The sequence below is a fragment of the Thermostichus sp. MS-CIW-15 genome (assembly GCF_054060575.1).
In genome coordinates this window covers 103,731-125,581 of the sequence record NZ_JBSSDI010000002.1, presented here as the reverse complement: position 1 = coordinate 125,581, position 21,851 = coordinate 103,731, and the positions used below count along the sequence as shown (strand labels likewise).

The window sequence follows — 21,851 nt, the reverse complement described above, 5'->3', positions numbered from 1 at the left end:
CAAACCTGCGCAAAACTTCAGCCCAAGCCCCCGGGCTGGCTCAGCCCGTTGTCGGCGGGGGCGGGTTGAGGGCGCGGTTGAGCTTGCCGCTGCGGTAGCCCTCCAAATCGAGACTGACGTAGAGGTAGCCGAAGGATTGCAGAGCCCTGACCAGCGCTTCCAGATCGGTTTTTTGCACAAACTCTCGGATCTGGTGAGGGGGCAGTTCGATGCGAGCAGTATCTTTCTCGGAGCGCACCCGCACCTGGTGCCAGCCCAAGCTGCGCAAATAGCGCTCTGCCGCCCCCACTCGGCCCAGCTTCTCGGCAGTGATGGCCTCGCCATAGGGAAAGCGGGAGCTGAGGCAGGGCTGAGCCGGCTTATCCCACCAGGGCAGGCCCAGATGGCGAGACAGTTGCCGCACCTCCAGCTTGCTCATCCCCACCTCCGCCAGGGGGGAACGCACGCCCCGCTCTCGAGCTGCCTGCACTCCCGGCCGGTAGTCGGCCAGATCGTCGGCGTTGAGGCCATCCACCACGTAGTCGTATCCTTGGGCTTGCGCCAGCCGGCACAGCAGGTCATGCAAGTGGCTTTTGCAGAAGTAGCAGCGGTTAGCGGGGTTGGCGGCGTAGCGGGGATCCTGCAGCTCCTGGGTCTCGACGATCTGGTGGCGGATGCCGATGGATTGGGCTTGCCAGATGGCCTCCTCCAGATCTTCGGGCAAAAGGGCAGGGGAGGCGGCAGTGACGGCCAGGGCCCCCTCCCCCAACTGATCCCAGGCCAGCTTGGCCACCAGGCTGCTATCCACCCCGCCTGAGTAGGCCACCAAGACCCGCCCCATCTTGGCCAAGATCTGGGCAAGCTGCTCAAACTTTTGCTGCAGCACGGGATCCCACTCCGTCGCCAGAGCTGGGGCGGGGGAAGGGATGTTCCTGTCTTGGTTGGTGTCCATGGGTCCAGGACATGCCGAAGAGGGAGTCGCTTGGGGGGATCCCCTCTTTACTTCTCCTATTCTTCCGCAGAGCTTCTCGACTTTCCAACGCTTTTCTCCCAAAGAAGGTGCCGGATCCCTCCTAGAGCCCCTAACCCTTAGACCAGCAAGTCGTCGAGGCGGTAGGCTGGATTGCAGTTGGGGTTGTTGCCGTCCTTAACCGTTTTCTTCCCTTGACACGCCATGGCTCTGCAGCTCGAACCCGCCGGCCCGTCGGAAGTGTCCGTCTATCAGCCCTATTACGCGGTTGCCCGCCGGCAGTACCTGCCCCTGGCCGTGGGCCTTTACAAAAAAGGCAGCCTGGAAGGACAGAGGGCCATCGAGGGAGACAAGCCCGTGCGTTTCCTGGCCAGTTGGCACACGTCGCTGTTGCCCGCAGATCTGACCGTGGTGCAGGTGGTCTTCGATCAGGATGCCGAGCTCACTTACCAGCTCTCCATCGTCAACTACGAGTTTGTGGACTACCTCATCGACGTGGTAGCGCTGGTGCAGCGGGGGCAGCCGCCGGATTTCACCACCGCCTTTTACAAAAAGTTGATGCGGTATGAAGACTGAAGCAGATTCTCCGGTCGCCATCACCCTCTACGACACCACGCTGCGGGATGGGGCGCAGCGGGAGGGGCTGTCGCTGTCGGTGCCAGATAAGGTGCAGATTGCCAAGCTGCTGGATCGGCTGGGGATCCCCTTTATTGAGGGGGGCTGGCCGGGGGCCAATCCCAAAGATGGACAATTTTTCTGGCAACTGCGGGAAGAGCCGCTGGAGCAGGCGGAGCTGGTGGCCTTTTGCTCCACCCGCAAGCCGGGGCGGCGGGCAGCCGATGACCCCCTGCTGCAGGCCATCTTGGCGGCGGGAACCCGCTACGTGACGGTTTTTGGCAAGTCTTGGGATCTGCATGTTACGGAGGGGCTGGGCACCACGCTGCAGGAAAACCTGGCCATGATCCGCGACACCATCGCCTATTTGCGCTCCCAAGGGCGGCGGGTGATCTACGATGCCGAGCACTGGTTCGACGCCTACCGCCACAACCCCGACTACGCCCTGCAAACCCTCGTGGCGGCTGCCGAGGCAGGGGCGGAGTGGCTGGTTCTCTGCGATACCAACGGCGGATCCCTGCCCCACGAGATCGCCGCCATCACGGCAGCCGTCTTGGCCGAATCCCATCACCTGGGGCATTTGCCCTTGGGGATCCACACCCACAACGACTCTGGCACTGCTGTGGCCAATGCCCTGGCGGCAGTACAGTCGGGGGCGCGCATGGTGCAGGGCACCATCAACGGCTACGGGGAGCGCTGTGGCAATGCCGACCTGTGCAGCGTTATCCCCAACTTACAACTCAAGCTAGGCTACCGCTGTCTGCCCGAGGGAAAGCTGCAACACCTAACAGAGATCTCCCGCGCCATCAGTGAGGTGGTCAACCTGGCCCCGGACGACCATGCTCCTTTCGTGGGCCGATCCGCCTTTGCCCACAAGGGTGGGATCCATGTCAGCGCTGTTCAGAAAAACCCTCTTACCTACGAGCACATTGCTCCGGAGCAGGTGGGCAACTGCCGGCGCATCGTCGTCTCGGAACAGGCGGGGCTGAGCAATATCCTCAGCAAGGTGGCCGAGTTCGGGATCCGGCTGGACAAGTCGGATCCCCAGGCCCGCTTGATCCTAGAGCGGCTGAAGACCTTGGAGCTGCAGGGCTACCAGTTTGAGGCCGCTGAGGCCAGCTTTGAGCTCTTGGTGCGGGAGCTGTTGGGGCAGCGCTCGCATCCGTTTGAGGTGCTCAGCTTCCATGTCAGCGCTACCACCCGCTCCGACTGGAGCAGCAAAGACTGGGATCCCAGCGGCGAGGCAACGGAGGTGCAGTCCTTGGCGGCGGTGAAGATTGCGGTGCGGGGGCAGACGCGGGTGACGGCAGCGGAAGGCAATGGGCCGGTGGCGGCTTTGGATGGGGCGCTGCGCAAAGCCTTGCTGGAGTTTTACCCGCAACTGGAGGCCATTCACCTGGCCGACTACAAGGTGCGCATCTTGGACGGGCGGGCCGGCACCTCGGCCAAGACGCGGGTGCTGGTGGAGTTTAGCGACGGCCACCGCCGTTGGACCACGGTGGGAGTTTCCACCAACATCATCGAAGCCTCCTGCCGGGCCTTGGTGGAAGGCTTTGAGTATAGTCTCTTAACAGAACCTTGCCTTTCCCCACCCTCTGCCCAAAGGGCCTCGCCTTGAAGGGGATCTCCCCTCTCCCTCTGGGAGAGGGGCTGGGGGTGAGGGCCGGCGCGGAGCGCTTGGGCCTGTCTCCAACTCATTTGAAATCACCCAGCTCCCATGAGAATCATCGGCCTGACGGGCGGCATAGCCACAGGCAAATCCACGGTGGCCCGCATCTTGGAACGGCACGGGATCCCGGTGGCCGATGCAGATCAGATGGCGCGGCAAGCCCTAGCGGTGGGATCCCCCATCCGCGAGCGGGTGCTGCAGCGCTACGGCCGGGCCATCCAGGATCCCTCTGGAGCGCTGGATCGCCGCCAGTTGGGGCGGATTGTCTTTGCCGATGCCGCCGAGCGGGCCTGGCTGGAAGCCCAGATCCATCCTTTTGTCAAAGCGCGGCTGCGGGAGTTTCTCGAGGCCCACGGGGCATCTGCGCCGCCTGAGGAAGCGACTGAGGCTCGACCCAGTTGCCAATGTCCTCACGGGGAAGGCCATCCCACCGTTTGCCTGATGATCCCGCTCCTGTTTGAGGCCCACATGGAAAACTGGGCCAGCGAGATCTGGGTGGTGACCTGTACCCCGGAGCAGCAGCGGCAGCGGCTGGCGCAGCGGGATCTGCTGACGGCGGCAGAAATCGAGGCGCGCCTGGCCAGCCAGTGGCCCCTAGAAGAAAAGGCCCGTCGCGCCCATGTAGTGCTGGACAATTCCGGATCCCTGGCGCAGCTGGAAGCCCAGGTTAGGCAAGCCCTGGGGGCTCACCCCAGAGAAGGAGGGGCCATTTGCCCCACCCCGCCGAGCCGGATAGAGTGACGGGGGAGGGATCCCTTTCTTTGCAGCTATGTCTGGATGGATCGAGAAAGAGGCGATGCAGGAAGCACTTTGTGGCAGCGGGAGAGAGTCTTTGTGGACCTCAGCGCTGGCGGCGCGGGAGCGGGAGATCCAGCTTTTGCGGGAGCGCAACCGCCTGCTGCAGAGCCAGATCGACCTGTTGGAGCTGCGCCAAGAAAAGCAACAGCGGCAAATTCGCAGCTACGAGGCCGAGATCGAGCAGCTCTACCAAGAAAAGCAGGTGTTGGAGCAGATGCTCCAGGAGCTGCCGGAGCTCTACCGGCGCAAACTTCAGGCCCGCCTGCAGCCCATCCGCGAGCGCATCGCCGCCATGCAGGCAGAAAATCGCCGGCTCAAGAGGGAACTGTACCAGCTCAGCTACCGGCTGCAGCACGTGGATCAACTGGATGCCCCCGGCTGGAAGGTGCAATTGCCGCAGATCCCTCCGCTGCGCCGCCGGGATCCCAAAGCTCTGCCCGCCCAGGGAGCGACATCTCCTCCCAGGCCCAGTATCGCTCTTGAGGGACAAAGGGAGAAGCCAGAATAGGGGAGCCCCCCTGGGATGCCTCAGCATTGCCCAGCAAGAGCGGTTTCGGCGGGGGCGCGCTTGCAAGGCGACTGGAGAGCTCGAAAAAATGGCCGTTGCTGGCAAGTACGAACCCCTTCATTTGAAATACCGCCCGCAGCGCTTTGCCGAGGTGGTGGGCCAAGGGGCAGTCGTGCAGACTTTGGCCAATGCCATCCGGCTGGGGCGGGTGGCGCCGGCCTACTTGTTCTGTGGGCCGCGGGGCACCGGAAAAACCTCCAGCGCCCGCATCTTGGCCAAGTCTTTAAATTGCGAGCAGGGGCCAACGCCGGATCCCTGTCAGGTATGCAGCCAGTGCCGCGCCATCACCGCCGGCTCTTCTTTGGACGTGATTGAGATCGACGCGGCCAGCAACACCGGCGTGGACAACATCCGCGAGCTGATCGAGCGGGCCCAATTTGCGCCGGTAAATAGCCGCTACAAGGTCTATGTCATCGACGAGTGCCACATGCTCAGCAATGCCGCCTTCAACGCGTTGCTGAAGACGCTGGAAGAGCCGCCTCCTCGCGTGGTGTTTGTGCTGGCCACCACCGACCCCCAGCGGGTTCTGCCCACCATCGTTTCCCGCTGTCAGCGGTTTGACTTCCGCCGCATCCCCCTCGACGACATGGTGGCCCACCTGGGCCAGATCGCCGCCCAGGAAGGGATCCCCATTGCACCAGAAGCCTTGCACCTGGTGGCCCAACTGGCCCAGGGCGGGCTGCGGGACGCCGAGCGCCTGTTGGATCAGCTCAGCTTGCTGGAGGGATCCATCACCCCAGAAGCCGTATGGGACTTGGTGGGCGGGATCCCGGAGCGGCAGCTTTTGGATTTGACCGATGCGTTGCTGGCTCAGGATGTGCAGGCGGTGCTGGCCCAGACGCGACAATTGCTGGAGCGGGGCAGAGAGCCCCTGGTGGTGCTGCAGAGCCTGGTGGTTTTTTACCGGGATCTGCTGCTGGCCAAGACGGCCCCCCAACAGCGGCAGTTGGCGGCCGTAACGGATCCCACCTGGGCAGCTCTGCAGCAGCGGGCTCCTCGCTACTCGGTGGAGATGCTGCTGGTGGCCCAGAGCCACCTGCGCCAGTGCGAGCCGCAAATTCGCCAGAGCGGGCAACCCCAGCTTTGGTTGGAGATCGCCCTGCTGGATCTGCTGGGCCAGCTTCGCCAGAGTGCCGTCCCGCTGCCGTCAATAGAGGCCAAAGGCGGAGAGCCGCTCCCAGCCGTCGGCCCGCCAACGGTCGGAAAGACCCCTAGCCCCACCGTCCCAGCCAGCGAGGAGCTGACAGCTCCTACGACAACCCTTCCAGAGACCCCAGCCCCTTCCCCTGCTGCAACAGGGGGATCCCTCCCGCCGTCGCAAACGGCAAAGCCAAGTCGGGAGAAGCCGGCCAGCCCGGAAAAAGCGAAAGATCCGCATCCCCTCAAGCTGCTGCGGCCCCGGTGGGAGGAGTTTCTTGAAAACCTTCGCCCCATCACCAGAGGCCTATTGGCATCCGGCTATTTGCAGCAGGAGTCTCTCGTTGGCTCTGACGGGACGGAGACCTTAGAGATTACCCTTGCTTTTCCCAATAAGGGCTTAGTGGACAAGGTGCGCAGCAAAGAAGCCGAGCTCTGCTCTGCGCTCCACAACCTGCTGCAGCGCCCGGTGCGGCTAAATTTGGTGGTGCAGCAGGGACCTTCGTCCCGCCATCGTGAGGGGAGTGCTGGCGAAACCTCAGGTCGCGAAAAGGCTCCACCCCTCGCCCCTGCAAAGTTGCAGAGCCGAACCCCCAGGGGCGACAACCTCCCCAAAGACTTATCGCCATCTCCCAAGGCGGGATCCCAAAGCTACGGTAGAGTCGGGCAACCTCCTCCTGCTGAGCCAGAGACCCCTGGCGAGAACTCCATCCCGCCAGCGCAAGCGGCAAAGCCTTCCTCCTACCACCTTGCCCACGAGCTGGCGGAGGTGGCCCGCCGCTTTGCCGACCATTTCAACGGCAGCCTGATAGATTTGCAAGGGATCCTGGCCTCGCCCGAGGAGGCGACGGCAGAACTGTCCGCTCTCGAGAGCCTGGAAGCAGAGGGATCCCCGGATCTGGGTGAAGCCTACGGCCCGCCGGCAACCCAGTCCCCCCTAGCCCCCGCAGAGGAGGAGCATGACTCTAGTCAATAATAAGCTCAACTATACTGAAAATAATGTATAATATGTTCAGTACGGATTACTACCAGTTGATCTTTCTGTTTACTTTCGAGTCTGCCAACATGGCAGCCAAAGCAAAGCAGAAAATTGGTAGTAAGACGACACGGAAACTGCGCTTTGGGTATTCTACTCAAAGCTTTGCGGGATACCGCCATTCTGTTTGGACTCCGTCCCGCTAACGCGAATGGAAACAAGCAGAATGCTATCGCTGCATAGTTGAACAGTGATGTTCAGCAGTGTTCAGCGTAAATGTATCAGCTACCTTTCTAGGCGTTACTTTGGGATTGTCTTGACCCTTGGGCCCCATGATCTGATCCGCTTCTCGGCGCAGGCGCCGGACTGGGCGCTGGTTCTGCCCCTGCCACTTTGGCTGGCCCATCAAGGAACGCCTCTAGCGCTGGGATCCTTAAGGGCCAGCCCAGCTAGAGAGAGCGACCGCCTCCACCCGTTCCGTCAATTGAGGAGATATCTCCTGGATCCCTGCGTCGGGGCAAACCTTATTCTGATCCTGGGCATCCCTGGGGGCGGATGAGTTCGATCGGCAGGCCATCGGGATCGGCGATGAACGCCACCTCATAGACTTGGCCGCCAATTTGCTGGCACTGCGGCGGCAACAGCAAGGTAAGGGGCACCTGTGCCTCCAGATGCTGTAGATAGTCGGCCAGGGATCCCCATTCAGGGCCGATCTCCAAAGAGGGATGGTAGTAGCCCACATAGTGGGGATCCCCGAAAGGATCCGGCGCAGGATGGGGCTGCGGCACCTGCATCAGCTCCAGGCGACCCCAGGGGCTGAGCATCCAGCAGGCTAAGGTGATCCCAGCGGTAAACCGTTCTTCCACCACAAAGCCCAGACCCTCGTAAAAGGCGATGGAGCGAAAAATATCGGCGGTGCGAATGGAAAAGTGATGCAGCTTCATGGTTGTGCTAAGAGGTCGAATAGGAGCAGACTGCCCAGGTCAACCGCCCAGGATCGCTAGCCAAGCACAAGCAGACTTGCTAGGCTCCAGAAGAAGTAGCGATAGATCCATAGGTAGACCCGATTGTGGGCGCCGATCCGCCGCACCCCTGGGTCGGGAGGCTCACCACCTTCAGTCGATTCCTTCTAGTCAACATCATCATGCCCAAGCTGGTCATTGTCGAATCTCCCACCAAAGCCCGTACCATCCGCGGCTTCTTGCCCGCCGGCTATGAGGTGCAAGCCTCGATGGGACATGTACGCGATCTGCCGGAGTCGGCCTCTGACATTCCCGAAGAGGTGAAGGGAGAAGAGTGGAGCCGTCTCGGGGTCAATGTCCACGCCAACTTCGAGCCTCTCTACGTGATCCCCAAGGACAAAAGAAAGGTAGTCAAACAGCTGAAGGAGGCGCTTAAGAAAGCCGACGAGCTAATTCTGGCCACTGACGAAGACCGGGAGGGGGAAAGTATCAGTTGGCACCTGCAACAGGTGCTGCAGCCCAAGGTGCCCACCCGCCGCATGGTGTTCCACGAGATCACCCGCGAGGCCATTCAGGAGGCGCTGCAAAATTGCCGTGAGGTGGACGAGCAACTGGTGCGGGCCCAAGAGACGCGCCGCATCTTGGATCGCCTGGTGGGTTACACTCTGTCGCCGCTGCTGTGGAAAAAAATTGCCCCCAAACTCTCGGCAGGTCGGGTGCAGTCGGTGGCGGTGAAGCTCTTGGTGGATCGGGAGCGGGAGCGTCGCGCCTTTAAAAAAGCCACCTACTGGGATCTGAAAGCGGATTTGCAACCGAGGACAGCAAGCCAAGCGGCCTCTTTCCCGGCAGAGCTGGTGAGCCTGGGCGGCAAACGTCTGGCCAGCGGGCAAGACTTCGATCCCAGCACCGGGCAGCTCATAGCCGGACGGGATGTGGTGCTGTTGGATCAAGCCCAGGCCGAGGCCCTACGGGATCGCCTGCTGGGGAAAGCTTGGGTCGTCAGCTCGGTCGAAGAACGCCCCTCCACCCGCAAGCCCGCCCCTCCCTTCACCACTTCCACGCTGCAACAGGAGGCCAACCGCAAGCTGCGCCTGTCGGCTCAGCAGACGATGCGCATCGCCCAAAAGCTCTACGAAGAGGGCTACATCACCTACATGCGCACCGACTCGGTACACCTGTCGGAACAGGCCATCCGCGCCGCCCGCGCCTGCGTGGAGTCGATGTACGGCAAGGAGTACCTCAGCCCCGAACCTCGGCAGTACACCACCAAAACCAAAGGGGCGCAAGAAGCCCACGAGGCCATTCGTCCCGCCGGCTCGGAGTTTCGCCTGCCCAGCCAAACCCCCCTCACAGGGCAGGAGCTGGCCCTCTACGACCTGATCTGGAAGCGCACTGTCGCCAGCCAAATGGCCGAGGCGCGGCAGACCCACACCATCGTGCTCATCGCGGTGGACGATGCGGTGTTTCGGGCCAGCGGCAAGCGCATTGACTTTCCCGGCTTCTTCCGCGCCTATGTGGAGGGATCCGACGACCCAGAGGCGGCTTTGGAAGATCGGGAAGTGCATCTGCCCCTGTTGCGGCAGGGGGATCCCTTGAGCTGCCTGCAGTTGGAGCCGGTGGGCCACGAAACCCAGCCGCCGCCTCGCTATACGGAAGCATCCTTGGTCAAGGTGTTGGAAAGCGAGGGCATTGGCCGCCCCAGCACCTACGCCACCATCCTGAACACCATCATGAGCCGCGGCTACGTCAGGTCGATGGGGAACGCCCTCGTGCCCACCTACACCGCCTTTGCGGTGACCGAGCTGCTGGAAAAATACTTTCCCAACCTGGTGAACACCCGCTTCACTGCCGAGATGGAGCAAACCCTCGATGACATCGCTTCTGGCCAGGCAGACTGGTTGCCCTACTTGCGCCATTTCTTCCTGGGCGAGCAGGGCCTAGAAGGCCAGGTGAAGGCGCGCGAGTTGGAAATCGACTCCGGCCTGGCCCGCTCCATTTACCTGGAGAACCTGCCCGTCAAGATCGGCATCGGCCCCTACGGCCCCTATGTGTCGGTAGAGACTGAATCAGGAGAGGTGCGCGCCAACCTGCCGGAGGATATTCCCCCCGCCGATCTCAGCGCCGAACACATCGAGGAGCTCATCCGGCGCAAGCAGGAAGGTCCCAAGCCCATCGCCTTCCACCCGGAAACCCAAGAGCCGGTCTACGTAATTCCCCAGGGTCCCTACGGCCCCTATGTGCAGTTGGGAGAGGTGTCGGAGGAGAACAAAAAGCCCAAGCGCACCTCCCTGCCCAAAGGGCTGAAGCCGGAGCAGGTCACCCCTGAGATTGCCCTGGGGCTGCTCAGCCTGCCCCGCACGTTGGGGGAGCACCCGGAATCGGGGAAAAAGGTGCAGGCCGGCATTGGCCGCTTCGGCCCCTACGTGGTCTGCGACGGGGATTTCCGCTCGCTGCCTGCCGATGAGGATGTGCTGACCATCAGCCTAGAGCGGGCGCTAGAGCTGCTGGCCCAGCCCAAAAAAGGCCGTGGGCGCGGCCCGGCCAAGCCCCTGCGCGAGCTGGGATCCCATCCTGAGGATGGCGAGCCGGTCACCTTGCACGACGGCCCCTATGGTCTGTATGTCAAGCACGGCAAGGTAAACGCCTCACTGCCCAAAGATCTCTCCCCGGAAGCCGTGACGCTGGAGATGGCGCTGGAGTTGCTGGGTTCCTCCGCCAAAGGGAAGGGTCGCTCAACCGGCAAGGCGCAGGCAAAAGCCAGCACCACGGCCAGGAAGGCTGAGGGAGCTGTCCCGTCGGCAGGATCCCAAAAGGAGCGCACCTCGCAAAGCCGCCCTAGCAGCAATGGGACGGCCAAGGCGAGCCATGTTCAAGAGACGGCCCAAACGGGATCCCGTCCCACCATCCCAGAGGTCACTCCCAAAGCGCGGGCCTGAGAACCGTTTCTCCAGCTTGTTACCCCAAAAAATGGGTCCAAAGCCCCGTCCTACCGCTGCGCGGTTCGCCTTTGGCGGGCCGTAGGCCCTAAAGACGCAGGTTCAAGGTTTTGGTCTTTGAAGCTGCCCAGTACCGTGGGGCATAGGGGAACTGACTCGGCCTCGCATGACTCGGCGCGGAGTGCTCCAGCCAACGACTGGGGAGACCCACCTGGGTTAGCGGGCCGTAGACCCCAACGGTAGGCGCCGCTGCTGCTCGCCCAAGCGGAACAGAGTTCTCACCGGTAATCCTGACGCGGGGAGATTCGGCGGCTCCATTGGAGGGCAGCTCGTCTCAGCCTCTCTCCCTCCCGCAAGGGGGGATGTAGGGGGGGCGGTCGGAGCCGGGTAGTTTACGAGAAATTCAAGCCTAGCTGGCTTGCTCGAAGACGCGCTGAACCAAGCCGCTGACGATGGAGAGCACGATGGCGCCGACAAACGAAAGTCGGCAATGGCTAAGCAGATGCCGTTTAAAATCAGCCAAAACAAACCTAGCGTCAGGATTGTAATCGGCAGGGTGATCAACTGCAGAAACGGCTTCACCAAGCTGTTGACTAGCCCAATGGCCAGCGCCGCCACCAAGGCACCTCCAAACCCGGAGACGTGGATCCCGGGCAAAAGCCAGGCCAAAATCATCACGCTCAAGGCCGACATCAGCCAGGTGGCCAAAAGAGCTGCCATACTTCCTCCCTTACCCCGCTGGGGCAGCCATTTCGCCCTCTATGCTATCCAATTGTGAGGGATCCCGGCTGTCGGCACCTCTTCCGGGCTGTAAGTTTGCAACGCCAAAGCATGGATACTCTGCCCCATCTCCTCGGCCAGGGCGGCGTACACCAGGCGATGCCGTTGCAGAGAAGTTTTGCCGGCAAACAGAGGCGACACCACCTGCACGCGGTAGTGCCCCCCGGATCCCTGTTGCCGTTCCCCATGGCCGGCATGGCGGTGTGATTCGTCCTCCACGTGGACGTAGAGGGCTTGCAGCTTCTCAGCCAAGAGCTGCCGAAGGCGGTTCGAGGTGAGCATGGGATCCTTTAAGATTGAGTGCCGGCCTTGGCAAAAGCCGCCTCGACCAGGGGACGCAACTCGTTGCGGGCGTGCATCTCTTGGAGGATGTCGCAGCCGCCCACAAACTCCCCGTCAATATAGATCTGCGGAATGGTCGGCCAGTTGGAAAACTCTTTGATCCCTTGGCGAAGCTCAGGATCCTCCAGCACGTTAATTGCCGTGTAGGGGAAGCCCAAGCTATCCAATATGCGAACGGCGGCGTAGGAAAACCCACACAGGGGCATTTCTGGGGTGCCCTTCATGTAAATCAGCACCTTGTGCGTGCGGACCTGGTTGCGGATTTTCTCTTCCAAAAGGGGATCCAGCATGGTAGCCAGCCAGTTTAGCGACAACAGGGGACAGGCCAATTCGGCTCCTATCGTGATCTCATTTTCATCTGCTTTTGACGAAAAGCGTCAACAGGCATCCTGGAGCTTGGCGGGGGATCCCCCTGCTGACAACAAAAAGTGCTAGAAGGGGAAGCAGTGGAGGTTTCTCACCGGAGGCCATTCATGCTAACGGAGTCCTCTCGTGTTAGCGGGACGAAGTCCTTGCCGTCGGCGGTGGAAAGCCCCGAGACAGGGGGGAGTGATTCTCCCTCTTCTGCCAAGCCGGAGCCAAAACTGGGGTTCTGGCAGCAATTCTGGGAAGACATCGACTGTGTCTTCGAGCGGGATCCGGCGGCGCGCAACCGCTGGGAGGTGCTTCTCACCTACCCAGGGGTACATGCTCTCTTCCTGCACCGCATCGCCCATTGGCTGTGGAAACGGCGCTGCTTTTTTCTGGCCCGCTTGCTCAGTTTCATTTCTCGCTCCTTTACGTTGATCGAAATTCACCCGGCAGCCCGGATTGGACGGCGCTTTTTCATCGACCATGGTTGTGGCGTGGTGATCGGGGAGACGGCGGAAATTGGCGATGACGTCACCCTCTACCACGGGGTTACCTTGGGGGGCACCTCTTGGACCAAAGGTAAACGGCATCCCACCCTAGAAGATGGGGTGATTGTGGGCACAGGGGCGAAGATCCTGGGGCCGGTTCGCATCGGTGCTAGAGCCCGCATCGGAGCCAACGCAGTGGTGATTCAAGATGTGGCCCCCGGCATGACGGTGGTCGGGATCCCAGGTCGAGCGGTCATCCCACCCCATCAACGCCGCATCCCCGCCCATGGCATCGACCTAGATCACCACCTCATGCCTGACCCAGTGGGACGGGCGATCGAGCAGTTGTTGCACCGCATTCAAGAGCTGGAAGCCCAGGTGGCCCGCCTCAACCAAGAGCGGGAACAGGACCGCCAGGATCAGGTCAGATGCGAATGAGGCTGCGGCTATGGCGGGGAGCATCCTTGGTGCCGGCTAACTGTAGGGCAGGTTGGCGGCTCAGAACTCCTGGGAAAAGGGGCAGCACCCAGGGCGGTTCTGCTCAGCTTTGCCCGTCTGGCTGCCTGCCCGGGATAACCCCTCGAGCCCAGTCGGCCTGTTTGCCCTCAACCCCGATTGGGCTGTCCAGAATTTTTGCCCACAACCTTTTTGCAGCTTCCTGAGAGGAGGAGGGCGTTTCTGCAAGCTCTCTGTGCCCAGGAGAAATTTTGCTCTAGAGCGTAGCTTTTTTTGCGGCAAGTCGATAGAGCTTTTTGGATGGAACTAGCTAAGGTGCCGGCGTCCCAGCATTTTGGAGAGGAAGGCTGATGTTGCCGAGCAAGCTCATCTTTTCTGGTCTGGCAGCTCTGCTCAGTTTGGGATCCGCTCCAGCCGCTCTGGCCCAGACACTCCTCCCGCAGCAAACAGTGCTCCTCGACAGCAGACAGAACAGCGCCACCCCTCTACAAGGCAATGTCCTACAAAACATCGTCTTCGTTGTGCCCAGCGCCCCAACGCGGCACTTCGCCGGCAGGTGGGGTTGGCACAGCAGCCCCTCACCGCCCCCCGCCCCCATGACAATTCTTATCCTCAACTCCCAAGCCAACCTGTCCGCCGAGGCAGCCGAGCCCCAGGCCTGTGGCCAGCGCTGCCAGGGATCCCTGCGCCTGCCGTAAAGAAGAGGCTGCTGCTTGTACTTCAGCTAGAAGCCGCAGGAGCCCCGCACTGGACTCCCCACCCCCCACACCCCCCGTGTACGGGGGGCGAAGGGGGACTGGGGGCCGCTCCGTTATGTCAACTCGGCCTGTGGCTGGGGAAAGGATGTAGATGGTGCCAAGGGGATTGCGCTTTTGGGGGCTACTGAAAGCCTGCTTCGTGCCGCCTAGCGGTTGGAGTCGGGTAGTTTACACTGCCCAAGCCCGCAATCCGGCTCGCGGCAATGCTCAGCTCTGCCCGGGTCGGGGTTGATATAATTCAGGGCAATTGTCCGCTGCCGGGCAATAAGAAGTTCTGCAACTTAGCTCTTTGGATTTTGGCGGTGTGTGAGGGATCCCTATGAACCGTTCCCAGCAACTCGGACTCCGGCTTGCTTCAGTGTTCGCCTGTGGGGTAGTGCTACGCACCGCTTTCGCGAACGGTCTGTCGATGCGATCCGCGGCTTGGGCGCAATCAGCTCCCCCGCCCGGCACCCTGGATCTGCGCACCAATGGCGATACCCCCGCCCAACCCTCCCCTACACCTACCCCAGCCGCTGGCGAGCCAGAAGTTTTGGTAGCGGAAGTGGTGGTGGAAGGAACCGACGACCCAGAGTTGATCGAGCAGGTTTACAAGGCTATTCGCACGCGGGCCGGCGAGGTCTCCACTCGCTCCCAACTGCGGGAAGACATCAATGCTGTGTTTGCCACTGGGTTTTTTGCCGATGTGCGGGCGGTGCCCTCCGATACGCCCCTGGGGGTGCGGGTTACCTTTGAGGTCAAGCCCAATCCGATCCTCAAAGCCGTGCGCACAGAAGGGGCAAAAGTTCTGGATCCGGAGGTGCTCAAGAAGGCCTTTGCCGATCAAGAAGGGCGGGTGCTCAACTTTGGCGAGCTGCAAGCGGCAGTGGCCGAGATCGAGCAGTGGTACGCCGACAAGGGCTACGTGCTGGCCAAGGTGACCGACGTGCGCTCCTCCGAAGATGGCACCCTCACTCTGGAAATTGCCGAAGGGGAGATCGAGGACATTCGCGTTCAAGGCAACACCAGAACCCGCGACTTCATCATCACCCGCGAGCTCAAGACCAAGCCAGGGGATGTGTTTAACCGCAACCAAATCCAGAAGGATCTCCAGGCAGTTTTCGACCTTAACCTTTTTCAAGATGTGAATGTTGGGCTCAACCCTGGCCAGGATCCCAACAAGGTGGTGGTGGTGGTGAACGTGGAAGAGCGCCGCACCGGCACCTTGAGCGGCACCATCGGCGTCAGCTCGGCCACAGGGGTCTTTGCCGGCCTCAACGTCTCGGAAGAAAACTTGGGCGGCAACAACCAAAGCGCCAGCTTCAACGTGCAGGTGGGCACCAACGAAACTCTGTTCGATTTGAACTTCACCGACCCGCGCATTGCCACGCTGGAGATCCCCACCTCCTACAACGTCAACATCGCCAACCAGCAGAGCTCCAGCTTTGTCTTCAACGAGGGATTGACCCTGCCCAACGGGGATCCCGTGCGCATCAACCGGCTGGGCGGCGGCGTCACCTTCTCCCGTCCCATTGGGGGCAATTGGCGGGCCAGCCTGGGCACCCGCGTCCAATTTGTGGAAGCCCGCAACAGCAACGGCGAGCAGGAGCGCTTCGATGTGCTGGGCAACCCGATTACCTTCAGCGCAAGCGGCCAAGACAGCTACACCACCCTGCGGTTCGGCCTTGTCCACGACAGCCGCGACAACCCCAACAGCCCCAGCCAGGGATCCGTCTTTCGCCTCTCCACCGAACAGTCGGTCCGTCTGTTGGAGAACGGCCTCAACGCCAACCGCCTCGAGACCAGCTACAGCCAGTTCATTCCCGTCAAGCTGTTCGAGACGCGCAGCGAGCGACCGCAGGTGCTGGCTTTTGACGTGCGGGCGGGCACCACGATTGGCGACTTGGCTCCCTACGATGCTTTCCCCATCGGCGGGGGCAGCTCGGTGCGGGGATTTTTTGAGGGCGGCGTCGGCTCCGGTCGCAGCTTTGCCACGGCGACGGCGGAGTTGCGCTTCCCCCTGTTCGACCCGGTGGGGGCGGTGGTCTTCGCCGACTACGGCACCGATCTGGGCAGCGGCGCGGCGGTCATCGGCAATCCGGCGGCGGTGCGCAACAAGCCGGGCAGCGGCTTGGGGCTGGGGGCCGGCATCCGCATCCAATCTCCCTTGGGGCCGCTGCGCATCGACTACGCCATCGGGCAAGGGGAGGCCGGCCGGCCTCAACTGCACTTTGGCATTGGCGAGAAGTTCTAGCTTGGCGGTGGATCTGCTGCCGGCTTGCTATGGTGAGAGCAAGGGCTCGTGAGGGAAGCAACCCATGAAACGGCAACTCGGCCAATCGTTCCGCGGTGGATCCCTGGTACTCTTGTTCTGTGCCAGCCTAGCCCTGACAGGATGTGGGCCGTTGGCGCGCTTAGGCATTGGCACAACCCCGATTGCCCAGATCGAACAAAATCCTTCCCGCTACACCAATGTGTACGTCCGCGGTCGCGTGGTCAACCAGATAGGGGTGTTCGGCCAGGGTGTGTACGAGATCCAAGACAGCAGCGGCTCCCTCTGGGTCATCACGGACAAGGGGCTGCCAGCTATGAACAGCACCATAACTGTGCGCGGCAAGGCCCAGGAAGGGATCCTGTTGGCAGGGCGCCGCTTTGGGGTGTCGCTGGTGGAAGTCGAGCGCTTCTAGCCGGCCCCGAGAGCTACCATGGAAACTCGGCCCGCCAAGGCTTTGGCAATCTGCTGGAGCGCCTGGGCTGAGGCAGACTTGGGCTTGTCAACAACAATAGGCTTGCCCGCATCTCCACCCTGGCGCAGAGCAATCTCCAACGGGATCCGTCCTAGCAGCGGAACCCCCAGCTCGCGGGCGGTGGTCTCTCCCCCTGCCGAGCCAAAGATATCGTACTGGCGATCCGGCAGGTCGGGGGGAATGAAGTAGCTCATGTTCTCCACAATGCCGAGGATGGGCACCCCCAGCTGCCGGAACATGTTCAAGCCCTTGCGGCTGTCGAGGAGGGCAACCGACTGGGGGGTGGTGACGATGACAGCGCCCGCTAGCGGCACCGCTTGGGCCAAAGTCAACTGGGCATCGCCAGTGCCGGGGGGCATGTCCACGAGGAGATAGTCCAACTCGCCCCACTGCACCTGGTAGAGAAACTGCCGGATGACGCCGTTGAGCATTGGCCCCCGCCAGATTACTGGCTGATCCCGCCCCACCAGCAGGCCCATCGACACCATCTTGACGCCGTAATTTTCCAGGGGGAAGATGTCTTCGCCGCCGTCCTCCCGCTTGCGCACCAACAAAGAGCGATCCTGGAGGCCCAGCATCAGCGGCACATTGGGGCCGTAGATATCGGCATCCAGCAGCCCCACCCGCGCTCCGCTCTGGGCCAGGGCCACGGCCACATTGACCGAGACGGAGGTTTTGCCCACGCCTCCCTTGCCGCTGGAGATGGCGATGATGTTGCGCACGCCGGGGACAGACTGGCGATCCGGCAGAGAAGGGGAGCGGGGGGTTTCCGCCGTTACTGTGACATCAATGGCTTCAACTGGGGCCAAGCGGCGGATGGCAGCTTTGCACTCGTCCACAATGAATTCCCGCAAGGGGCAGGCCGGCGTGGTCAGCACCAGGGTAAAGGCCACCCGCTTGGGCTCGACGCGAATGTCGCGGATCATGTTCAGTTCCACCAGGCTGCGGCGCAGCTCCGGATCTTGAACCGGGCGCAACGCCTCAAGGATGGCGGCAGCATCGAGGGTGGAGGTGGTCATGGCATTCAAAAACGAGGTAACGGCTCCATTTCTCACTCTAGTCGTTTTTTCTCCCGGCTCTTCGCTGGCTAACCAGGACAGTTGCGAAACTGTCTGCCAAGGCTGGCCCTCTGCCAACCGGCTGGCCTAGGCTGGTTCTGGTTGGAAGACAAGGCTGTTGGCCGACGGAGGAGGGCAATGGTGCCAGCGCTGATCCTGGGAGTCGGTTTGTGGTTGGGCCTGACGTTCTTGGCCCAGTTGCTCCCTCTGCTGGAAAAGAGAGGCTCCCGTCGCCCCTCAAGCTGGGATGAGCCCACTCCCTCCCGCCAGCTGCAGCCCACCTCGAGTTGGGATCCCTCCTGCCGCTACTTTTCTCGCTCGCCCTATCTGCCCTGTGCTGTGAACCCCCTGGGCCCCTGTCGCTGCCCCCACTACGTCGCGCGTTGCCAGAGCTCCACCGACCCAGGAGCGGGGTCAACAGGTTAGTCCCCCTGGTCTCGTGCGGGTATCTTACAGAATTCGTGTGTGGATCTAGACAAGAGTGTGACATCCTCTCCCGCTAAGCCCTGACGGGCTGTAGACGGGAGCTTCCGAGAATCACTTCCCGCAGTTGCTGCTTCAACGGACTGGTAAACCAGGATCCTCCACAGCCAGAGAGCGGCAGTCCCACCGCCCCCCTATATCCCCCCGTATACGGGGGGACCTGAGTCCTCGCTTCAAAATCTCGATAGCAGCGTTCAAGTCTCTGTCCCACGACCCGCAACGAGGGCAATCATGCACCCGTTCCGACAAGGTCTTGGGAACACGCTCCTCACAAACACAACAATTTTGGGACGTACCACGGGGATCCACTCTCAACACCTGTTTGCCGCGTTTGACCGCCACTGCTGTCAGAATGTCAAGAAATTGTCCCCAAGCCGCATCCAAAATCGATTTAGCCAACCGAGTCCGTGCCAGCCCTCGGACGTTGAGATCCTCCACCACCAACAGGTCGTATTGCCCCACCAGCCAGTGCGCCACTTGGTAGTGGAACGCTTTGCGTTGTCGGGCAACGTGCAACTGCAAACAAGCAACTTTCGTGGCCTGTTTCTTCCAGTTGGCGGACCCCTTCACTTTGCGGCTCAGTTGCCGCTGCTGTCGAGCCAAGTGTTTTTGGGCTCGGCGGTAGTACCGCGGGATAGGCACCACCTCCCCATCGCCGGTGGTGAGAAACCTATCCAATCCCACATCAATACCCACCGCCTTTTTGACCGGCACAGGCTCTGGGAGAGGAACGCTTTTGTCTTCCAAGGTGATGCAGACATACCACCCATCGGCCTTGCGCACCACTGTGCAGGTTTTGGGCACAAACCCCTCCGGCAAGGGGCGGTGCAGCACCACAGGCATCGAGCCAATCTTGCTCAGCCGCAGAGTCTCCCCTTCCAGATGCGCTCCCGCCTTGGGGCAATTGATGCGGGGAAATGTGAAGGATCTCAACTCCCCCGCTTTTTTGAAGCGAGGCCGCCCCCGCCGCTTGCCTGTGCTATCCGGCTCCCGCCACGCTTTCCACGCCTTGTCCAGCCGCATCAAGTTTTGCTGCAGCACCTCGGCGTAAATGCCCCGGTAGGCCGGAAATAGTTGCTTGATTGGTTTGAGGGATCCCGCCTGCCGATAATAATTCGGCTCCAGCGGAGCTTCTGACACAGGCAACGGGCACGAGACAAGGCTGCAGCGGTCAATTGGACAACGGGTTGCGGTCAGCCAATCCAGTCTCTGCCCCAGAGCGTCGTTCCACTGCCGCCGCAACAATTCCAGCCACTCGGTCATCAGAGCGGCTTGGTCGTCGCTGGGCAGGATCCGGTACTCGTGGGTGAGAATCATGAGACGGTTCTAGCATTTAGCGCAATGAGCTACAACATAGGCCATCGTTCTGTTTACAGCCTACAAATCCACTTGGTGCTGGTGACAAAGTACCGTCGTCGGGTGATAACTGCTCCAATGTTGCAGAGGCTGGAAGATATATTTCGAGCGACCTGCCAAAAGTGGCGCTGTTCCTTGGTGGAGTTCAACGGTGAGGCGGATTATGTGCATCTGTTGGTGAGTTTTCCGCCGGATGTCCAGGTCTCAAGGCTGGTGAACAACCTGAAAACAGTCTCCAGCCGGTTGATTCGCAAAGAGTTCGCCACAGAGGTGGCACGGTTCTACAGCAAGCCTGTATTTTGGACAGGGGCCTATTTTGTTGCCTCTTGTGGTGGGGTCACCGTTGAGGAGTTGAAGAAGTATGTCGAGCAGCAGGCAACGCCCAGATTGTGAGACTCAGGGGCATTGAACCCCTTCGTCTCACCGCCTATCCCCCATCCCGCCAAGCTGCGCTGTGGCGGGAGTACCCCGGAGGTTCTGATGGAAATCCGCCCTGCCACCCCTGAGGATGCGCCCGTTCTGTTTGATCTCATTTGTGCTTTGGCCGAGTACGAGAAGCTGAGCCACTTGGTAACGGGATCCGCTGAGCTGCTGCGACAGCATCTGTTTGGCCCCGAGGCCTTCGTTTCGGCGTTGCTGGCGGAGGTAGAAGGGCAGGCGGTGGGCTTTGCTCTTTACTTTCGCAATTTCTCCACCTTCCTCACCCGGCCGGGAATCTACCTGGAAGACCTGTTCGTGTTGCCGGAGTTCCGGGGCAGGGGCATCGGCAGGGCGCTCTTGGCGCGGGTGGCCCAGGAGGCGGTGGCCAAAGGATACGGGCGGCTGGAGTGGATGGTTTTGGATTGGAACCAGCCGGCATTGGAGTTCTACCGGCGCCTGGGCGCCAAGCCACATCCCGAGTGGATCCTGCACCGCGTGGTGGGTGCTGATTTGGAAGCTTTGGCTCGGCTGGCCGAGGATCCCTGGCGAGCTTGAGCAAGTCTTCTGGGATCGCAATTCGGAATGGCCGACGACCAGCCAAAAATCTGAGGGCGTGAAGGGGGGCCGAGACCTCTATGCTTGTATACTTGCGGCTGAGCTGAGCTCAAGGCCAAGCATGAGCCCACCGCAAACCGCTATTCCCCAGGGGGCTGAGATCCTCTGCATTGGCACAGAGTTGCTCTTGGGAGAGATCACCAACACCAACGCCCAATATCTGGCAGCCGAGCTGGCCAAGCTGGGGATCCCCCATTATTACCAAACGGTGGTGGGGGACAACGAAGCCCGCATCCACCACGCCCTGGAGGTGGCCTGCAACCGCTCCCGTTTGATTTTGATCACCGGCGGCCTGGGGCCGACCCCTGATGATCTGACCCACGCGGCGCTGGCCTCTTTCTTCGGGGTGGAGATGGTGGAGCACCCGCAGGTTTGGGAGGAGATCCGGCAGAAGTACGGCCAGCGAGGTATGGAGCCCTCCCCCAGCAACCGCAAGCAGGCCTTTTTGCCTCAGGGGGCAACCGTCCTGCCCAACCCGGTCGGCAGCGCCTGTGGCCTCATCTGGCAGCCGCGGCCCGACCTGCACATCCTCACCTTTCCCGGGGTGCCGCGGGAGATGCAGCAGATGTGGCAGGAGACGGCTGTGCCCTATTTGCGCTCCCTGGGCTGGGGCCAGGAGGTGTTCTACAGCCGCGTGTTGCGCTACTGGGGCATTCCCGAATCGACCTTGGCCGAACGGGTGGGATCCCTGCTGGCGGGGGAAAATCCCACCGTGGCACCCTACGCCAGCCAGGGGGAGGTGCGCCTGCGGGTTACCGGACGCGCCCCCACGCGCGAGGCGGCGGAAGCGTTGATTGCCCCGGTGGTGGAGCAGATTTTACAGGTTTCTGGGGAAGACTACTTCGGCAGCGACGAGGCCACCTTGGCCAGCGTGGTGGGGGAGCTGCTGCTGCAGCGGGGGCAAACGCTGGCGGTGGCGGAATCCTGCACCGGCGGGCTCCTGGGGCAATTGGTGACCGGGATCCCGGGCAGCTCCCGCTATTTTGTCGGCGGGATTGTTGCCTACGACAACCGCATCAAGGAGCAGCTTTTGCGGGTGGATCCAGAGACGCTGCGGCAGCACGGGGCCGTGAGCGAGCCGGTGGCGGCCCAGATGGCCCTGGGGGCCAAGCAAGTCCTCGGCTCCGACTGGGCCCTGAGCATTACCGGCATTGCCGGCCCAGAGGGGGGAACATCCACCAAGCCGGTTGGCCTGGTCTATCTGGGCTTGGCCGACCCGGAGGGGAAAGTGGAAGTCCACGAGTACCGCTTCGGCAGCTTGCGGGGCCGAGAGGGGGTGCGCTGGTGGAGCGCCCAGACGGCGCTGGATTGCCTGCGGCGGCGCTTGCTCCACTACCCCCTTTCGGGGGGATCCACCTCAGCAAGGCCAAATCCTTGAGTAAGCTGGGGGAGCAGGCAGATCTCGGAG

General features: G+C 61.8%; 21 protein-coding genes and 1 pseudogene. 15 read left to right on the top strand and 7 right to left on the bottom strand.

Annotated elements, in window-relative coordinates; translation table 11 throughout:
- Positions 1–40 precede the first annotated feature (40 nt).
- Positions 41–865, bottom strand: coding sequence for an ATP-dependent sacrificial sulfur transferase LarE (gene larE, locus ACVW0R_RS01360; protein ID WP_457501522.1), 825 nt, complete (start codon positions 863–865; stop codon positions 41–43).
- A 288-nt stretch (positions 866–1,153) separates the two neighbouring features.
- Between larE and ebsA the strand changes: the two genes are divergently transcribed.
- The 6 genes and pseudogenes from ebsA to ACVW0R_RS01330 form a co-directional block, all read left to right on the top strand.
- Complete coding sequence (gene ebsA / locus ACVW0R_RS01355) at positions 1,154–1,525, top strand: type IV pilus biogenesis protein EbsA (protein WP_099834657.1); 372 nt, start codon at positions 1,154–1,156, stop codon at positions 1,523–1,525.
- Positions 1,515–3,182 carry a citramalate synthase gene (cimA, locus tag ACVW0R_RS01350; protein WP_414389665.1) on the top strand — a complete coding sequence of 556 codons (1,668 nt, stop codon included), beginning with the start codon at positions 1,515–1,517 and terminating at the stop codon, positions 3,180–3,182. Before ebsA ends, cimA begins: the two co-directional genes overlap by 11 nt.
- Positions 3,183–3,281: 99 nt before the next feature.
- On the top strand, positions 3,282–3,974 hold the full coding sequence (coaE, locus tag ACVW0R_RS01345; RefSeq protein WP_011429468.1) for a dephospho-CoA kinase: 693 nt from the start codon (positions 3,282–3,284) through the stop codon (positions 3,972–3,974).
- 91 nt (positions 3,975–4,065) lie between these two features.
- A complete protein-coding gene (locus ACVW0R_RS01340; RefSeq protein ID WP_187147164.1) occupies positions 4,066–4,539 on the top strand; it encodes a hypothetical protein in 474 nt (157 codons plus the stop codon).
- Between the two features lie 88 nt (positions 4,540–4,627).
- Positions 4,628–6,712 carry a DNA polymerase III subunit gamma/tau gene (locus tag ACVW0R_RS01335; RefSeq protein ID WP_457501516.1) on the top strand — a complete coding sequence of 695 codons (2,085 nt, stop codon included), beginning with the start codon at positions 4,628–4,630 and terminating at the stop codon, positions 6,710–6,712.
- Positions 6,713–6,747: 35 nt separating this feature from the next.
- Positions 6,748–6,955 (top strand): annotated as a pseudogene (locus ACVW0R_RS01330) (hypothetical protein); the annotation flags it as partial.
- Positions 6,956–7,236: 281 nt separating this feature from the next.
- On the opposite strand, the gene ACVW0R_RS01325 reads toward ACVW0R_RS01330, so the two are convergent.
- Positions 7,237–7,656 (bottom strand): VOC family protein, encoded by a 420-nt coding sequence (locus tag ACVW0R_RS01325; RefSeq protein ID WP_011429465.1) that lies wholly within the window; start codon positions 7,654–7,656, stop codon positions 7,237–7,239.
- A 200-nt stretch (positions 7,657–7,856) separates the two neighbouring features.
- Between ACVW0R_RS01325 and topA the strand changes: the two genes are divergently transcribed.
- Positions 7,857–10,610 carry a type I DNA topoisomerase gene (gene topA / locus ACVW0R_RS01320; RefSeq protein WP_457501515.1) on the top strand — a complete coding sequence of 918 codons (2,754 nt, stop codon included), beginning with the start codon at positions 7,857–7,859 and terminating at the stop codon, positions 10,608–10,610.
- A 216-nt stretch (positions 10,611–10,826) separates the two neighbouring features.
- Here the strand turns inward: topA and ACVW0R_RS01315 are convergent, their stop codons facing one another.
- The 3 genes from ACVW0R_RS01315 to grxD form a co-directional block, all read right to left on the bottom strand.
- Positions 10,827–11,285: a phage holin family protein gene (locus tag ACVW0R_RS01315; protein WP_457501521.1), complete on the bottom strand. Its 459-nt coding sequence runs from the start codon at positions 11,283–11,285 to the stop codon at positions 10,827–10,829.
- 84 nt (positions 11,286–11,369) lie between these two features.
- On the bottom strand, positions 11,370–11,672 hold the full coding sequence (locus ACVW0R_RS01310) for a BolA family protein (RefSeq protein WP_099812425.1): 303 nt from the start codon (positions 11,670–11,672) through the stop codon (positions 11,370–11,372).
- Positions 11,673–11,680: 8 nt separating this feature from the next.
- Entirely contained in the window at positions 11,681–12,022 is a 342-nt protein-coding gene (gene grxD, locus ACVW0R_RS01305; RefSeq protein ID WP_099813250.1) for a Grx4 family monothiol glutaredoxin, read from the bottom strand.
- Between the two features lie 183 nt (positions 12,023–12,205).
- Between grxD and cysE the strand changes: the two genes are divergently transcribed.
- From cysE to ACVW0R_RS01285, 4 genes are all read left to right on the top strand, one after another.
- On the top strand, positions 12,206–13,009 hold the full coding sequence (gene cysE, locus ACVW0R_RS01300; RefSeq protein ID WP_011429460.1) for a serine O-acetyltransferase: 804 nt from the start codon (positions 12,206–12,208) through the stop codon (positions 13,007–13,009).
- A 368-nt stretch (positions 13,010–13,377) separates the two neighbouring features.
- Positions 13,378–13,725, top strand: coding sequence for a hypothetical protein (locus ACVW0R_RS01295; protein ID WP_099812426.1), 348 nt, complete (start codon positions 13,378–13,380; stop codon positions 13,723–13,725).
- 469 nt (positions 13,726–14,194) lie between these two features.
- The gene (locus ACVW0R_RS01290; RefSeq protein ID WP_228375416.1) at positions 14,195–16,018 is read left to right on the top strand and encodes a BamA/TamA family outer membrane protein; all 1,824 of its coding nucleotides are present in this window, start codon (positions 14,195–14,197) and stop codon (positions 16,016–16,018) included.
- 64 nt (positions 16,019–16,082) lie between these two features.
- Positions 16,083–16,451, top strand: a complete 369-nt coding sequence (locus tag ACVW0R_RS01285) for a hypothetical protein (protein WP_457501514.1) — start codon at positions 16,083–16,085, stop codon at positions 16,449–16,451.
- On the opposite strand, the gene ACVW0R_RS01280 is transcribed toward ACVW0R_RS01285, so the two are convergent.
- Complete coding sequence (locus ACVW0R_RS01280) at positions 16,448–17,530, bottom strand: Mrp/NBP35 family ATP-binding protein (RefSeq protein ID WP_457501520.1); 1,083 nt, start codon at positions 17,528–17,530, stop codon at positions 16,448–16,450. The genes ACVW0R_RS01285 and ACVW0R_RS01280 overlap by 4 nt on opposite strands.
- Before the next feature lie 177 nt (positions 17,531–17,707).
- On the opposite strand from ACVW0R_RS01280, the gene ACVW0R_RS01275 reads away from it, so the two are divergent.
- Positions 17,708–17,995 (top strand): DUF6464 family protein, encoded by a 288-nt coding sequence (locus ACVW0R_RS01275; protein ID WP_228375415.1) that lies wholly within the window; start codon positions 17,708–17,710, stop codon positions 17,993–17,995.
- Between the two features lie 132 nt (positions 17,996–18,127).
- Here the strand turns inward: ACVW0R_RS01275 and ACVW0R_RS01270 are convergent, their stop codons facing one another.
- Entirely contained in the window at positions 18,128–19,369 is a 1,242-nt protein-coding gene (locus ACVW0R_RS01270) for an RNA-guided endonuclease InsQ/TnpB family protein (protein ID WP_457501513.1), read from the bottom strand.
- Here ACVW0R_RS01270 and tnpA point away from each other — a divergent pair.
- The 3 genes from tnpA (at position 19,325) to ACVW0R_RS01255 (ending at position 21,821) form a co-directional block, all read left to right on the top strand.
- Entirely contained in the window at positions 19,325–19,801 is a 477-nt protein-coding gene (tnpA, locus tag ACVW0R_RS01265) for an IS200/IS605 family transposase (RefSeq protein ID WP_457501512.1), read from the top strand. The genes ACVW0R_RS01270 and tnpA overlap by 45 nt on opposite strands.
- 87 nt (positions 19,802–19,888) lie before the next feature.
- Complete coding sequence (locus ACVW0R_RS01260) at positions 19,889–20,383, top strand: GNAT family N-acetyltransferase (RefSeq protein WP_011429452.1); 495 nt, start codon at positions 19,889–19,891, stop codon at positions 20,381–20,383.
- A 121-nt stretch (positions 20,384–20,504) separates the two neighbouring features.
- Positions 20,505–21,821, top strand: coding sequence for a competence/damage-inducible protein A (locus ACVW0R_RS01255; RefSeq protein WP_011429451.1), 1,317 nt, complete (start codon positions 20,505–20,507; stop codon positions 21,819–21,821).
- Positions 21,822–21,851: the final 30 nt, after the last annotated feature.